The sequence below is a fragment of the Ectopseudomonas composti genome, from assembly GCF_900115475.1.
GTDB classification, from domain to species: Bacteria; Pseudomonadota; Gammaproteobacteria; order Pseudomonadales; family Pseudomonadaceae; genus Aquipseudomonas; species Aquipseudomonas composti.
Genome location: NZ_FOWP01000008.1, coordinates 184,618 through 197,986 on the forward strand (window position 1 = coordinate 184,618; position 13,369 = coordinate 197,986).

10 protein-coding genes are annotated in these 13,369 nt (G+C 62.0%); 7 read left to right on the top strand and 3 right to left on the bottom strand.

Features of this window, described 5'->3' with window-relative positions; all coding sequences use genetic code 11:
• Nucleotides 1–50 precede the first annotated feature (50 nt).
• Nucleotides 51–1,091 carry a threonine aldolase family protein gene (locus BM059_RS16160; protein ID WP_074940010.1) on the top strand — a complete coding sequence of 347 codons (1,041 nt, stop codon included), beginning with the start codon at nt 51–53 and terminating at the stop codon, nt 1,089–1,091.
• Between the two features lie 112 nt (nt 1,092–1,203).
• Here the strand turns inward: BM059_RS16160 and gbcB are convergent, their stop codons facing one another.
• The gene (gbcB, locus tag BM059_RS16165) at nt 1,204–2,307 is read right to left on the bottom strand and encodes a glycine-betaine demethylase subunit GbcB (RefSeq protein ID WP_074940012.1); all 1,104 of its coding nucleotides are present in this window, start codon (nt 2,305–2,307) and stop codon (nt 1,204–1,206) included.
• Nucleotides 2,308–2,621: 314 nt separating this feature from the next.
• Between gbcB and gbcA the strand changes: the two genes are divergently transcribed.
• On the top strand, nt 2,622–3,914 hold the full coding sequence (gbcA, locus tag BM059_RS16175) for a glycine-betaine demethylase subunit GbcA (protein ID WP_074940014.1): 1,293 nt from the start codon (nt 2,622–2,624) through the stop codon (nt 3,912–3,914).
• Between the two features lie 166 nt (nt 3,915–4,080).
• Here gbcA and typA read toward each other — a convergent pair whose 3' ends face one another.
• Together typA and thiI are read right to left on the bottom strand one after the other, a co-directional pair.
• Nucleotides 4,081–5,904 (bottom strand): translational GTPase TypA, encoded by a 1,824-nt coding sequence (gene typA / locus BM059_RS16180; RefSeq protein WP_037005279.1) that lies wholly within the window; start codon nt 5,902–5,904, stop codon nt 4,081–4,083.
• 129 nt (nt 5,905–6,033) lie between these two features.
• Nucleotides 6,034–7,488 (bottom strand): tRNA uracil 4-sulfurtransferase ThiI, encoded by a 1,455-nt coding sequence (thiI, locus tag BM059_RS16185; protein ID WP_074940015.1) that lies wholly within the window; start codon nt 7,486–7,488, stop codon nt 6,034–6,036.
• Between the two features lie 329 nt (nt 7,489–7,817).
• Here thiI and glnA point away from each other — a divergent pair, with 329 nt between their 5' ends.
• From glnA to ntrC, 5 genes are all read left to right on the top strand, one after another.
• Nucleotides 7,818–9,224: a glutamate--ammonia ligase gene (gene glnA, locus BM059_RS16190; RefSeq protein WP_037005283.1), complete on the top strand. Its 1,407-nt coding sequence runs from the start codon at nt 7,818–7,820 to the stop codon at nt 9,222–9,224.
• A gap of 239 nt (nt 9,225–9,463) precedes the next feature.
• Entirely contained in the window at nt 9,464–10,036 is a 573-nt protein-coding gene (locus BM059_RS16195; protein WP_074940017.1) for a DUF4124 domain-containing protein, read from the top strand.
• A gap of 5 nt (nt 10,037–10,041) precedes the next feature.
• Complete coding sequence (locus tag BM059_RS16200; RefSeq protein WP_037005287.1) at nt 10,042–10,656, top strand: DUF4124 domain-containing protein; 615 nt, start codon at nt 10,042–10,044, stop codon at nt 10,654–10,656.
• A gap of 188 nt (nt 10,657–10,844) precedes the next feature.
• Nucleotides 10,845–11,933 (top strand): nitrogen regulation protein NR(II), encoded by a 1,089-nt coding sequence (glnL, locus tag BM059_RS16205; protein WP_017675830.1) that lies wholly within the window; start codon nt 10,845–10,847, stop codon nt 11,931–11,933.
• A complete protein-coding gene (gene ntrC, locus BM059_RS16210; protein WP_037005290.1) occupies nt 11,930–13,363 on the top strand; it encodes a nitrogen regulation protein NR(I) in 1,434 nt (477 codons plus the stop codon). Before glnL ends, ntrC begins: the two co-directional genes overlap by 4 nt.
• The last annotated feature ends 6 nt before the right edge of the window (nt 13,364–13,369 follow it).

The following is a 13,369-nucleotide window of genomic DNA, read 5'->3' on the forward strand; positions in this document are numbered from 1 at the left end:
AGCGCTTTGCCGGCAGCCCCGCCGGCAGGCTTTTCAGAAGGAACGCGCCAATGCCCGACAATGCCCAGCAATTCGCCAGCGACAACTACTCCGGCATCTGTCCCGAAGCCTGGGCCGCCATGGCCGAGGCCAACCAGGGCCACCAGCGCGCCTACGGCGATGACGAGTGGACGGCGCGCGCGGCTGATCACTTCCGCCGCCTGTTCGAGACCGACTGCGAAGTGTTCTTCGCCTTCAACGGCACCGCCGCCAACTCCCTGGCCCTGGCCTCGTTGTGCCAGAGCTACCACAGCGTGATCTGCTCGGAAACCGCCCACGTCGAAACCGACGAGTGTGGCGCACCGGAATTCTTCTCCAACGGCTCCAAGCTGCTGCTGGCCAAGACCGAGAACGGCAAGCTGACCCCGCAGGCGATCCGCGACATCGCCATCAAGCGCCAGGACATCCACTACCCGAAACCGCGCGTGGTCACCCTCACCCAGGCCACCGAAGTCGGCACCGTGTACCTCCCGGAAGAAGTCCGTGCCATCAGCCAGGTGTGCGAGGAACTGGGCCTGCACCTGCACATGGACGGCGCACGTTTCTCCAACGCCTGCGCCTTCCTCGACTGCAGCCCGGCCGAGCTGACCTGGAAGGCCGGCGTCGATGTGTTGTGCTTCGGCGGCACCAAGAACGGCATGGCCGTCGGTGAAGCCATCGTCTTCTTCAACAAGGCGCTGGCCGAGGACTTCGACTACCGCTGCAAGCAGGCCGGCCAGTTGGCTTCGAAGATGCGCTACCTGTCGGCGCCCTGGGTCGGCATCCTGCAGAACGATGTCTGGCTCAACTACGCCAACCATGCCAACCGCTGCGCGCAGTTGCTGGCCACCCTGGTCGAGGACATACCCGGTGTCAGCCTGATGTTCCCGGTTCAGGCCAACGGCGTATTCCTGCAACTCTCGGAGCCGGCCATCGCTGCACTCACCGCGCGCGGCTGGCGCTTCTACACCTTCATCGGTGCCGGTGGTGCGCGCTTCATGTGCAGCTGGGATACCGACGAAGCCCGTGTACGCCAACTGGCCGCCGATATCCGTGAAGTGATGAGCGCCTGAGCAGCGCACTCGCGGGAGGGGTTTCAGCCGCGACCGTAGCCCAGATGTAATCCGGGCTACGGACCCGTAGGGTGCGCTGCGCGCACCAGCCCCCTCACAGCCAACATGGCGATCAGAAGTCGATCGCCACATCCCCTTTCGGCACGCTGCAGCACGACAGGATGTAGCCCTCGGCCACGTCCTCGTCGGTGATGCCACCGTTGTGCTCCATTTCCACCTCACCAGCGGTTTTCATCACCTTGCAGGTACCGCAGATACCCATGCCGCAGGCCTTGGGGATATGCAGGCCAAGCTTGGCAGCGGCGGAGTGCACGGTTTCGCCCGGCGCCACGCGAATGCTCTTGCCGGTGCTGGTGAACTCCACCTGATTGAGCTCGCCAACCGGCACTTCTGGCGCATCGGCGGCCTCGGCAGCCAGCTCCTTGACCTCGGCACGAATCTCCGGCGGTGTCGGGCCGAAGGCTTCTTCGTGGTAGCGGCTCATGTCGTAACCGGCGGCGTCGAGCAGACGCTTGACCGCCGCCATGTAGGGCGTCGGCCCGCAGCAGAATATCTCGCGCTCAAGGAAGTCCGGCGCCATCAACTCCAGCATCGGCTTGTTCAGATAACCGCGATAACCGGCCCAGGACTCGCCCAGGCCGTGCTTCTCGCAGATCACGTGCAGGCTGAAGTTGTTGATGCGCGCCGCCATGTGTTCCAGCTCACGCTGGTAGATGATGTCCTTGGGTGAGCGGGCGCTGTGCACGAAGATCATGTCGACATTGGCATTGGTGTCGTAGAACCAGCGCGCCATCGACATCACCGGCGTGATGCCGACCCCACCAGAAAGGTACAGCACCTTGTCGGAAGGAAAGTCGATGGCGTTGAACAGCCCGACCGGCCCATGCACCGGCACCTCGTCGCCCTCCTTGAGGTTGTCGTGCAGCCAGTTCGACACCTTGCCGCCCGGCACCCGCTTGATGGTGATGGAGAAGCTATAGGGCACCGACGGCGAGCTGGAGATGGTGTAGGAACGCATGATCGGCTGGCCGTCGATCTCCAGCTCCAGGGTGACGAACTGCCCCGGTTTGAAGAAGAACAGCACGGGCTGATCAGCCATGAAGCAGAAAGTGCGCACATCCCAGGTTTCCTGGATCACCTTGACGCAACGCACCAGATGGCGGCCGTTGGTCCAGGTCTGCGTCGTAACCGGGTTGAGGAAGGCGTTGGTGCTCATGAACGGCTCTCCACGCGGCCGGATATCGGCCAATATGCGGCGGATTGTGCGAAAGGCCGCCGCTGGTCATTTATCTACTTGCGACATCCGCATGCTTATCGCGACCTGCCCGATAGCACGGGGGTTGGCGCGTCGGAAACGAATCTGGCCATGTCGCCCATGGATAAGGTTTTACCTTTTGCCGGCTCCACACTCCGCCTCACCAAGCATGTGCGCCCACTGCAGGCGGCAGCGATAGATCGAGACCTTGCGGCACATACCGTATCAGCCACTATTTCCGGCGGACGCAAAGCGTTCGTCAATGAGGAGCCACCATGGACTGCACCCAAAACCTGAGCCTGGGCGACCCGCTGGAGCCCGTCCGCAAGGCCACTGCACAGATGCTGCACGAGCGCGACCACACATTCTCCCTGCCGCAGCCGTTCTACAGCGACGAGCGCCTGTTCCAGGTCGACATGCAGGAGATTTTTCACAAGGAATGGCTGATCGCCGGCATGACCTGCGAAATCCCGGCCAAGGGCAACTTCCTCACTCTGCAGATCGGCGATAACCCGATCCTGGTCATCCGCGGCGCCGAAGGCCAGATCCATGCCTTTCACAACGTCTGCCGTCACCGCGGCTCGCGCCTGTGCGTCTCGGACAAGGGCAAGGTCGCCAAGCTGGTCTGTCCCTACCACCAGTGGACCTACGAGCTGGACGGCCGCCTGCTGTTCGCTGGTACCGAAATGGGCGCCGACTTCGACCTCAAGGACTACAGCCTGAAGCCGGTGCAGTGCAAGACTGCCGGCGGCTACATCTTCATCTCCCTGGCGGAAAACCCGCCGGCCATCGACGAGTTCCTCGCCACCCTGGCGCATTACATGGAACCCTACGACATGGAGAACGCCAAGGTGGCCGTGCAGTCCACCCTGATGGAAAAAGCCAACTGGAAGCTGGTACTCGAGAACAACCGCGAGTGCTACCACTGCAATGGTTCGCACCCGGAACTGCTCAACACCCTGCTGGAATGGGATGACGTCACCGATCCGCGCGCCAGCCAGGCATTCAAGGATCAGGTGGCCGAATGCACCACCCGCTGGGACAAGGACAAGATCCCCTACGCCCACGCCAGCTTCGGCCTACGCAACCGCATCGTGCGCATGCCGCTGCTCAAGGGCACCGTGTCGATGACCATGGACGGCAAGCAGGGCTGCAAGAAACTGATGGGCCGCATCACCGACCCGGACCTGGGCTCCATGCGCATCCTGCACCTGCCGCACTCGTGGAACCACTGCATGGGCGATCACCTGATCGTCTTCACCGTGTGGCCGATCAGCGCGCAGCAGACCATGGTCACCACTAAGTGGCTGGTGCACAAGGATGCGGTCGAGGGTGTCGACTACGACGTCGCCCGCCTGCGTCAGGTATGGGACGCCACCAACGACCAGGATCGTCGCCTGGCCGAGGAAAACCAGCGCGGCATCAACTCCAGCGCCTACCAGCCCGGCCCGTACTCGAAAACTTACGAGTTCGGCGTGATCAACTTCCTCGACTGGTACAGCGAGCGCCTGCTCAACAACCTCGGCGACACCCCGGCGCAATCGCTGCGCCAGGTGGCGGGCGAGTGATGACGCTCAGCCTGCTGCTGGTGATCGGGCTGGCAGCTTATGGGTTGCTAGCCTGTCGGCCGCAGCGCGGCTGAAGCCGCTCCTACAGCGAGCACCCACAACAAAAAGCCCCGCCAGATCGCTCTGGCGGGGCTTTTCATTTACAGCCGAGGCTAGACGCTAAGCATCAAGCCTTGTTGGCCTTCTTGGCAGCGCGGGTGCGCTCGCCTTCGTCGAGGATCTTCTTGCGCAGGCGGATCGACTTCGGCGTCACTTCGCACAATTCATCGTCCTGGATGAATTCCAGAGCCTGCTCCAGGGTGAAGCGAACCGGCGGCACCAGGGCGATGGTTTCGTCTTTACCCGAAGCACGCATGTTGTCGAGCTTCTTGCCTTTGGTGGGGTTCACGCCCAGGTCGTTATCGCGGCTGTTCAGGCCGACGATCTGACCGTTGTAGATTTCCTGGCCGTGCTCGACGAACAGCTTGCCGCGCGCCTGCAGGGTTTCCAGGGAGTAGGTCAGGGCCTTGCCGGTGTCGATCGACACCAGTACGCCGTTCTGACGGCCAGACATGGTGCCCGGCTTGACGGTGTCGTAACGGTCGAAGATCGAGGTCAGGATGCCAGCGCCGTTGGTCAGGGTCAGGAACTGGTTACGGAAACCGATCAGACCGCGAGCCGGGATGTTGTATTCCAGGCGCACACGGCCTTTGCCGTCCGGCGACATGTTGGTCAGGTCGCCCTTACGCAGGCCCATCTCTTCCATGACCTTGCCCTGGGATTCTTCAGGGATGTCGATGGTGACGTTCTCGAACGGCTCCTGCTTGACGCCGTTCACTTCACGGATGATCACTTCCGGACGGCCAACGCCCATTTCGAAGCCTTCGCGACGCATGGTTTCGATCAGTACCGAGAGGTGCAGCTCACCACGGCCGGAGACCTTGAACTTGTCGGCGCTGTCGCCTTCTTCAACGCGCAGGGCCACGTTGTACAGCAGCTCTTTGTCCAGACGCTCTTTGATGTTACGGCTGGTGACGAACTTGCCTTCTTTACCGCAGAACGGCGAATCGTTGACCTGGAAGGTCATGGAAACGGTCGGCTCATCAACGGTCAGCGGCTTCATCGCCTCGACGTTGTTGATGTCGCACAGGGTGTCGGAGATGAACAGCTGATCCATACCGCTGACGCAGACGATGTCACCAGCGGTGGCCTCTTCAACGTCGACGCGGTGCAGGCCGTGGTGGCCCATCAGCTTGAGGATACGGCCGTTACGCTTCTTGCCGTCGACGTCGATGGCAGTCACTGGGGTGTTCGGCTTGACCTTGCCACGAGCGATACGGCCAACGCCGATGATGCCGAGGAAGCTGTTGTAGTCCAGCGCGGAAATTTGCATCTGGAACGGGCCGTCGAGGTCGACTTGCGGTGCCGGTACGTGGTCAACGATGGCCTGGTACAGCGGGGTCAGGTCTTCGGCCATGTCGCTGTGGTCGAGACCGGCGATGCCGTTCAGGGCGCTGGCGTAAACGACTTGGAAGTCGAGTTGCTCGTCGGTAGCACCGAGGTTGTCGAACAGATCGAAGATCTGATCCATGACCCAATCAGGACGCGCGCCCGGGCGGTCGATCTTGTTGATCACGACAATCGGACGCAGGCCGGCTTCGAAGGCCTTCTTGGTCACGAAGCGGGTTTGCGGCATCGGGCCGTCCTGGGCGTCAACGACCAGCAGTACGGAGTCGACCATGGACATCACACGCTCTACTTCACCGCCGAAGTCGGCGTGGCCGGGGGTGTCGACGATGTTGATGCGGTAGTCGTTCCACTTGATGGCGGTGTTCTTGGCCAGAATGGTAATGCCGCGCTCTTTTTCCTGGTCGTTGCTGTCCATCACGCGCTCGTCGTTGAGCTCGTTACGCTCGAGGGTGCCGGACTGACGCAGCAGGGCGTCGACGAGGGTGGTCTTGCCATGGTCGACGTGGGCGATGATGGCGATGTTGCGTAGATTTTCGATCACTGTGTGTATCTCGATCAGAGGATGCGGTGTGTCGCCCAGCGTGGACGACGAATATGAAGAAAAGGGGATCAGCGAGCTGAACGGTCGGGAGGGCGATGGCGGATACTTCCGCCATTAAGCCCCGGCGTTCTATGCCGGACGATAAACGCGCACATTGGCATGTCCCTCGCTCAGCAGATGGTGGGCGTGCAGGCGGCTCATGACGCCCTTGTCGCAATACAGCAGGTACTGGCGGCTCTCATCCAGTTCCTTGAATTTGTTGTTCAGTGCATAGAACGGCAGCGCTTGCACCTCGATACCAGGCACGTCCAGCGGCTCGTCTTCGGCGGCGTCGGGATGGCGGATGTCGATGACGATCTGCCCAGCCAGCGCTTCACGCACTTCCTCGATCTGCACGTCCTTGCCTAACTCGTCGATGACGCGGTCGATGGGCAACTGAGTGGCGCGCTCAAGGGCGCGCTCGAGGATGGCCATGTCGAAGCGGGCCTCCTCTTTCTCCACGCGATAACCACGGGCCTTGGTGGTCGGGTTGACCGAGATCACGCCGCAATACTCGGGCATGTTCTTGGCGAACTCGGCGGTGCCGATCTGCGTGGCGGTGTCGATGATGTCCTGCTTGTGGCTGGCGATCAGCGGGCGCATCACCAGCATGTCGGTGGCCGAATCGATCACAGCAAGATTGGTCAGGGTCTGGCTGGAGACCTGGCTGATCGCCTCGCCGGTGACCAGTGCCTCGATCTGAAGCTTTTCAGCGACCCGGGTGGCCGCGCGCAGCATCATGCGCTTGAGGATCACGCCCATCTGGCTGTTGTCGACCTTGCCGAGAATCTCGCCGACCACTTCTTCGAACGGCACGCTGACGAACAGCACGCGCTGCGAGCGGCCGAACTTCTGCCATATATAGTGCGCCACTTCCATCACGCCCAACTCATGGGCACGGCCACCGAGATTGAAGAAGCAGAAGTGGCTGACCAGGCCGCGGCGCATCATCTGATAGGCCGCGACGGTGGAGTCGAAGCCGCCGCTCATCAGCACCAGGGTCTGTTCCAGCGAGCCCAGCGGGTAACCACCGAGGCCTTCGTGGCGGTTATGCACCACAAACAGGCGCTGGTCGCGAATCTCCATGCGCACTTCGACGTCCGGCTTCTTCAGGTCGATGCCGGCAGCACCGCACTCCAGACGCAGGCGCGAACCGACGTGACGCTCGACGTCGATGGAGGAAAACGCGTGCTTGCCACCGCGCTTGCAGCGCACGGCGAAGATCTTGCCCGGCAACTGGTCGGCGTAGTGGCGCTTGCAGTGCTCGGTGATCTCGTCGAGATCGCCCAGCGGGTATTCATTGACCTCGAGGAACAGGCCGATGCCCGGTGTGTTGCGCAGGCGTTCGGTCATCTCGGCGAGCAGCTTGGGATCGTCCAGATCGGTTTCGACCTCAAGGTTGTCCCAGACACCCGTCACCCGCAGTTCGGGGTCAAGATCACGCAGCACGGAGCGAATGTTCTTCCCCAACTGGCGGATGAACTGCTTGCGCACCGGGCGGCTCTTGATGGTGATTTCCGGGAAAACTTTGACGATGAGCTTCATGAATAGAGCGCACGCTCGAGACGGCGAAAAAACAGGGGCGCGGATTATAGCGGAAATTGTTCAAGCTTTGACCAAAAATACTGCACCACCCCATCAACGCACCAAAACAGGTCTTTCTCGTAATTTTAAGCACTTAAATGGTGCAAATATCTATACGAAATTGCCGCGCAGGCGGCGCAGTACCTGAGTTTCGTGGCCTCTGCCCAATAAAGGGCACTGGCATGCAATTTGCTCCCTTGTGAGGCAGGTCGCCCTGGAGGACTATCCCGCCGGGCTTCACCGCATCTTCAAGGCTTATCGATAAGAGCCTTTTCCACCTGGAGGACAACATGTCTAAGGCTGTTCAACTGATCAAAGAACACGACGTGAAGTGGGTAGACCTGCGCTTCACCGACACCAAGGGCAAGCAGCACCACGTGACCATGCCGGCCCGTGACGCCCTGGACGAAGATTTCTTCGAGCACGGCAAAATGTTTGACGGCTCGTCCATCCATGGCTGGAAAGGCATCGAAGCCTCCGACATGATCCTGATGCCGGTCGATGACACCGCTGTTCTGGACCCGTTCACCGAAGAGCCGACCCTGATCCTGGTCTGCGACATCATCGAGCCGAGCACCATGCAAGGCTACGACCGCGACCCGCGCTCCATCGCCAAGCGCGCTGAAGAGTTCCTCAAAGGCACCGGCATCGGTGACACCGTATTCGTTGGCCCGGAGCCCGAGTTCTTCATCTTCGACGAAGTGAAGTTCAAGTCCGACATCTCCGGTTCGATGTTCAAGATCTACTCCGAACAAGGCTCCTGGATGACCGACCAGGACGTGGAAGGCGGCAACAAAGGCCACCGTCCAGCCGTCAAAGGCGGTTACTTCCCGGTTCCGCCGTGCGACCACGACCACGAAATCCGTACTGCCATGTGTAATGCCATGGAAGAAATGGGCCTGGTCATCGAAGTTCACCACCACGAAGTGGCGACTGCCGGTCAGAACGAAATCGGCGTGAAGTTCAACACCCTGGTAGCCAAGGCTGACGAAGTTCAGACCCTGAAGTACTGCGTACACAACGTGGCCGATGCCTACGGCAAAACCGCGACCTTCATGCCGAAGCCACTGTACGGTGACAACGGTTCGGGTATGCACGTGCACATGTCCATCTCCAAAGATGGCAAGAACACCTTCTCCGGCGAAGGCTATGCCGGCCTGTCCGATACCGCTCTGTACTTCATCGGCGGCATCATCAAGCACGGTAAAGCACTGAACGGCTTCACCAACCCGTCGACCAACTCCTACAAGCGTCTGGTCCCAGGTTTCGAAGCCCCGGTGATGCTGGCTTACTCGGCTCGCAACCGCTCCGCCTCGATCCGTATTCCGTACGTGTCCAGCCCGAAAGCTCGCCGTATTGAAGCACGCTTCCCGGACCCGGCTGCCAACCCGTACCTGGCCTTCGCTGCTCTGCTGATGGCCGGTATCGACGGTATCCAGAACAAGATCCACCCGGGCGATGCTGCCGACAAGAACCTGTACGACCTGCCGCCGGAAGAAGGCAAGCTGATCCCGCAAGTGTGCGGCAGCCTGAAAGAAGCCCTGGAAGAGCTGGACAAGGGCCGTGCGTTCCTGACCAAGGGCGGCGTGTTCTCCGACGACTTCATCGATGCCTACATCGAGCTGAAGTCCGAAGAAGAAATCAAGGTACGCACCTTCGTACACCCGCTGGAATACGACCTGTACTACAGCGTCTAAGCCAGTCTGAGCCGCCTCGTGCGGCGCTTTCGAAAGCCCCGCCCGGCACTGCCTGGCGGGGCTTTTTCATGTTCCACCGGTAGGGTGCGCCGTGCGCACCGAGAGCCCGAGGCCCTGCGCAAGCGGCTCCCATGATCCGCGCCGATTTGTGGCCAAACATCACAGCCATAGCGCCCTGCGCTTGCCAGGAACCGATAGCAGTGCAAGGCTTAGCGCATCACCCGCGGAAGGATCGGCCCATGCGCCCGTTACTCGCCTGCCTGCTGCTCGCCCTGGCCCTACCGGCCAGTGCGCAGATCTACAAATACACCGACGCCAACGGCAACACGGTCTTCACCAATCAGCCACCCGATGGCACTGCAGCCGAAAGCGTCAATCTGCCCCCGACCAACACGGTGGAGATGCAGACGCCGAGCATTCCTGCGACCGACAACACCCCGGCGCAGAGCGAAGCGCCCTACTCGGTGCTGAGCCTGACCGGCATCCCGGATGATGAAGCCATGCGCGCCAACAACGGCACCTTCATCGTCGGCGTGAACATTCAGCCGCGCCTGCAGCCCGGCCACCAGCTACGCCTGATTCTCGATGGCAACCCCTATGGCCAGGCCAGCAACGTGCCCAGCCTACAATTGACCAACCTCGACCGCGGCGAACACAGCCTGGCGGTGGCGGTGGTAGCCGGTGAGCGCATCGTCCAGCAGAGCAACAGCGAAACTTTCACCGTGCAGCGCATCAGCGTCAACAGCCCTGCTCGCCCACCGGTCACGCCACCACGACCGACTCCGCGTCCAACCCCGAGACCGACGAACTGATCACGATGCGTGCACTGCTGCTCTGCCTGCTGTTCATCACCCAAGTGGCTTCGGCTCAGGTCTATACCTACATCGACGCCGAAGGTAACCGCGTATTCACCGACAAACCACGCAACAGCAATGCCGAGCGGGTGATGCTGGCGCCGTCCAACAGCGCGGCGCTGAATCAGCCCGCACCCACGGTGCGCGTTGCCCCGCCTGCCGTCACCAAGCCTGCCGTGCACTATCAGGTGCTGCGCATTCTCGTGCCGGAGCCGGACGCCTCGATCCATAACGGTTCCGGCGACATGATCGTCACCCTCACCAGCGAACCGGGCTTGCTGCCCGGCCATAGCTACCGACTGCTGCTCGACGGCGAACCTCAAGGCGAGATCAGCCGCAGCCCGGTGTTCTCCCTGCAGCATGTCGACCGCGGCACGCACCAACTGGTGGCAGAAATTCTCGACGCTGCCGGCCTCATCGTCGAACGCACCCCCGCGCAGCCCTTCCACATGCACCGCATGACCCTGGCGCAGAAACGCAAGGTCAATCCGTGCAAGAAAGAAGAGTACGGTGTGCGCCCCGAATGCCCGCTGAAAGACAAGCCCAAGGAAGAAGTCAGCATCCTTCCTTTCTTCTGAAACAGATTGCACCTTAACGGTGCAATCTGGCGCACCACCTCCTAAGCTCTCCCCGTTTTGGGTCGCTTTTCTCCACTCAGCCGCGCCGCAGCACCACCAAAACCTGGCAGACCGCACAAATAATGCGTCTTTTCGGGGCCTTGGTTTGCTTCTTGCATTTTCCCGCCCATTGCCGGAAAGCACTGCCTATGACCATTAATGACGCGCTGCACCGCCTGCTACTCGATAACCTGACCACCGCCACCCTGCTGCTCAACAGCCAACTGTGCCTTGAGTACATGAACCCAGCGGCGGAAATGCTCCTGGCCGTCAGCGGCCAGCGCAGCCATGGCCAGTTCATCAGTGACCTGTTCACCGAATCGCCCGAGGCACTGTCGTCACTGCGCCAGGCGGTGGAGCAGGCGCATCCGTTCAACAAGCGCGAAGCCGTGCTGACCTCGGTCACCGGCCAGACGCTGACCGTGGACTACGCGGTGACGCCGCTGTTCAGCAAGGGCGAAACCCTGCTGCTGCTGGAGGTACACCCGCGCGACCGCCTGCTGCGCATCACCAAGGAAGAGGCGCAGCTGTCCAAGCAGGAGACCACTAAACTGCTGGTGCGTGGCCTGGCTCACGAGATCAAGAATCCGCTCGGCGGCATTCGTGGCGCGGCACAACTGCTGTCGCGCGAACTGCCCAACGAAGAGCTCAAGGATTACACCAACGTCATCATCGAAGAAGCCGACCGTCTGCGTAACCTGGTCGACCGCATGCTCGGCTCGAACAAGCTGCCTTCGCTGGCGATGACCAACGTGCACGAGGTGCTGGAGCGCGTCGCCAACCTGATCGAGGCGGAAAGCCAGGGCAGCATCACTCTGGTGCGTGACTACGATCCGAGCATCCCGGACCTGCTGATCGACCGTGAGCAGATGATCCAGGCCGTGCTCAATATCGTGCGCAACGCCATGCAGGCCATCGCTGGGCAGAAGCATGACATGGGTCTCGGGCGCATCAGCCTGCGCACCCGCACCCTGCGCCAGTTCACCATCGGCCACACCCGCCATCGCCTGGTGGTCAAGGTCGAGATCATCGACAACGGTCCCGGCATCCCGCCGGAACTGCAGGAAACCATCTTCTATCCCATGGTCAGCGGGCGTGCCGACGGCACCGGCCTGGGCCTGGCCATCACCCAGAACATCATCAGCCAGCACCAGGGGCTGATCGAGTGCGAGAGCTATCCCGGCCACACCGTATTCTCGATCTTCCTGCCGCTGGAACAAGGAGCGCCCACACCATGAGCCGCAGTGAAACCGTCTGGATTGTCGACGACGATCGTTCCATCCGCTGGGTACTGGAAAAGGCCCTGCAACAGGAGGGCATGACCACCCAGAGTTTCGACAGTGCCGACGGTGTACTCGCCCGCCTGACCCGCCAACAGCCAGATGTGATCATCTCCGACATCCGCATGCCCGGTGCCAGCGGCCTCGACCTGCTGGCACGCATCCGCGAGCTGTACCCGCGCCTGCCGGTGATCATCATGACCGCGCACTCGGACCTGGACAGCGCGGTGGCCAGCTACCAGGGCGGCGCCTTCGAGTACCTGCCCAAGCCGTTCGACGTCGACGAAGCCGTATCGCTGGTCAAGCGCGCCTTCCAGCACGCGCAGGAACAACAAAGCCTGGCCGCGCCCGCCGCACAGGCCCGCACCCCGGAAATCATCGGCGAAGCGCCGGCGATGCAGGAGGTGTTCCGCGCCATCGGCCGCCTGAGCCACTCCAATATCACCGTGCTGATCAACGGCGAATCCGGTACCGGCAAGGAGCTGGTGGCGCACGCCTTGCATCGCCACAGCCCACGCGCGGCCGCTCCGTTCATCGCCCTGAACATGGCGGCGATCCCCAAGGACCTGATGGAGTCCGAGCTGTTCGGCCATGAAAAAGGCGCCTTCACCGGCGCCGCCAACCAGCGTCGCGGTCGCTTCGAGCAGGCCGATGGCGGCACCCTGTTCCTCGACGAGATCGGCGACATGCCGGCCGACACCCAGACCCGTCTGCTGCGCGTACTGGCCGATGGCGAGTTCTACCGCGTCGGCGGCCACACCCCGGTCAAGGTGGACGTGCGCATCATCGCCGCCACCCACCAGAATCTGGAAACCCTGGTGACCGCCGGCAAGTTCCGCGAAGACCTGTTCCATCGCCTCAACGTCATTCGCATCCATATCCCGCGCCTGGCCGACCGCCGCGAAGATATTCCGACCCTGGCCAACCACTTCCTCGCCCGTGCGGCGCTGGAGCTGGCGGTCGAGCCGAAGCTGCTCAAGAGCGAAACCGAGGACTATCTCAAGCACCTGCCCTGGCCGGGCAACGTGCGCCAGCTGGAAAACACCTGCCGCTGGATCACTGTCATGGCCTCGGGTCGCGAGGTGCACGTCGATGACCTGCCGCCAGAGCTGCTGACCCAACCGCAGGACGCCGCGCCGGTAACCAACTGGGAGCAGGCGCTGCGCCTGTGGGCCGACCAGGCCCTGGCCCGCGGCCAGTCCAACCTGCTCGACACTGCCGTGCCTGCGTTCGAGCGCATCATGATCGAGACCGCCCTCAAGCACACCGCCGGTCGCCGCCGTGATGCCGCCCTACTGCTCGGCTGGGGCCGCAACACCCTGACGCGCAAGATCAAGGAACTGGGCATGAAAGTCGACGGCGGGGATGACGACGACAACGACGACTGATCCCGC